We start from the raw sequence: 2,037 nt of genomic DNA on the forward strand, positions 1-2,037 counted from the left end.
CGGCACTGCTTCCTGTCGCCGAGGAACTCATGCCGGAGATCAATGACGGCTTTGAATCTCTGGTTGAAATGATCCGCGACAACAAGGACGAGATCAAGGATGCCGTCCTCGGATGGGGCGAGGCACTCAAGACCGTCGCGGAGCTTGCGGGCTTTGTCGGGGAACAGATTCATAAGGTGGGCGAGCACGCCGAGGCAAACAGCTGGCTTATAAAGAATCATCCTGTGGCATCTCCGCTGATTGCAATCCCGTTCCTCGGCGGCACAGTTCTCGACGCTCTCTACGGGGATGAATACAAGCAGTACCAAGAACAGCAGAAACTCGCAAAAGAAAAGGCGGCGGCAGAGGAGAAGGCGCGTGCCGAGGCGGAGAAGAACGCCAAGGCGCAAGAGCAGAATGCCAAAGCCGCAAAAATCCGTGCGGCTGCGGAAAAGGATGCTGCAAAGACGGTCAGTGAATCTGCAAAAGCGACCGCACAGCTGACGGATAGCCTATATACACTGACACACACGGACATCCAGAACAGTCTACACGCTCTGGATCGTGAATCCTTCGAGTTCTTCCAGAAGGGCGCAGACCCACACCTCATTGACGAATATCGTCTGGCAAAGGAAGCGAAAATCTACGCCGACTTTCAGCGCGACGTTGTGGACAAGGCGAATGCGCTCTACAAGACCGACCTGCAAAACAAGCTGGATTCCATCGCCCGTGAAGTCGATGCCTTTCGTCAGAAGGGCTTGGACGAGGTACAGGTGCAGCACTGGCTCAGCGAGAGCAAGGCACGCGTGATGGAGCAATGGGAGAAAGATGTCGCGTCAAACATAAACTCGATCTGGAAGACCGAACTTGAGAATCGCCTTGCCGAGATCGAGCGCGAGAAAGAAGCGTGGGTACAGAAAGGACTGGACGAGGTCGAAGCGACGCGCTGGGCGGAGAAGGAAAAGCTCGATGTCAAACGCAACGCCGCGCTGGAAGTCCTCCGCTCCCAGAAAGAGGAACTGCAGGTATTCAAGCAGTCTGGGCAGGTCGGGCTGATGGAGTATCTGCGCAAGAAGAACAAGTTCACGGCAGAGGATCTGGGGCTGACACAGGAACTTCTGCAGCAGTTTCAGTCCGGGCGCAAATGGGCGATGGAGAATCTCCTGCCGAACTTCCGCTCCGAGCAGCGTGAGGACAGTTCCCGCATTCGCGTCAACGGGCAAGAGTTCTCGTATGCGGAGCTGATGGGAGGGCTTGGACGGCAAGCGCAGATTGTGCAGGGAGGGGGACAAAATGTCACTTCTTCCTCCAATGGTACTCAGTCCGCTCCCTCCATGACGGACAATCGGCAGATTCACATACAGGTTCATATCGAGAATGCCGTCACGGAGGACAATGAGGGAATGCGTATGCTTGCCGACCATGTCGCCGACCGCATTCGCCCCGCCGTGGAAAATGCGCTTGGAGGTGATTCCAATTCATATTCACATTGGTGAGGTACGGACATTATCCGTTGAAAACTGGCAGACTATACCAGATGATCGTCAGCAAATCATTGAAATCGTCGGCGGTGCGGTCGTGCAGGATTTCGGACACATCACGGAGGGCGACCGTATTTCCTGCGCCGTTGTTGTAACGGCTCGTGACTGGGAGAAGATCAAGGGCTACTGGGACAGCCGCACGATGGTGTCCGTGACCGATGAGGGCGGGAACATCCTGCCCTCTATGCGTGTTGTGGTGAAATCCTACGAGTATATGGCACATTTCCCGAAGGTATATCAACTGTCTCTGGAATTTTGGAGGGTGTGACAATGGCAGAACTGCTGCATATCTATATGAACAATCCGACGGAGGGCGGCAAGGACGGGACGGAGGTCAGCTCCGGCACGGAACTCGCGCCCATCTCCGTCCTGCTCGATGCGGGCAAGGGCGAGCAGAAAGCCGTCAAGTGCGCTGTGCGCTGCGAGAGCGGCTTCCATATCGACGGAACACTTACGGTCAAGTTCGTCGGCGATCATGCGGATAAGTGGAAAGCCGCGACGGATAACAAATACACTG

The 2,037-nt window shown here is 55.6% G+C and carries 1 protein-coding gene and 2 pseudogenes; all 3 read left to right on the top strand.

Annotation, left to right across the window (positions count from 1 at the left end):
- Positions 1 to 1,475, top strand: a pseudogene (locus tag HMPREF1992_RS11660) (hypothetical protein); the annotation flags it as partial.
- On the top strand, positions 1,435 to 1,788 hold the full coding sequence (locus HMPREF1992_RS00410; RefSeq protein WP_006696258.1) for a hypothetical protein: 354 nt from the start codon (positions 1,435 to 1,437) through the stop codon (positions 1,786 to 1,788). The pseudogene HMPREF1992_RS11660 and the gene HMPREF1992_RS00410, both read left to right, overlap by 41 nt.
- A 2-nt stretch (positions 1,789 to 1,790) precedes the next feature.
- A pseudogene (locus tag HMPREF1992_RS00415) lies at positions 1,791 to 2,037 on the top strand (hypothetical protein); the annotation flags it as partial.

It is taken from the genome of Selenomonas sp. oral taxon 892 str. F0426 (genome assembly GCF_000468035.1).
Taxonomy (GTDB): Bacteria; Bacillota; Negativicutes; order Selenomonadales; family Selenomonadaceae; genus Centipeda.

Bases quoted from the DNA above. Each gene is read 5' to 3' on its own strand.
- HMPREF1992_RS00410 (WP_006696258.1), top strand. From the start codon at position 1,435: ATGCGCTTGGAGGTGATTCCAATTCATATTCACATTGGTGAGGTACGG.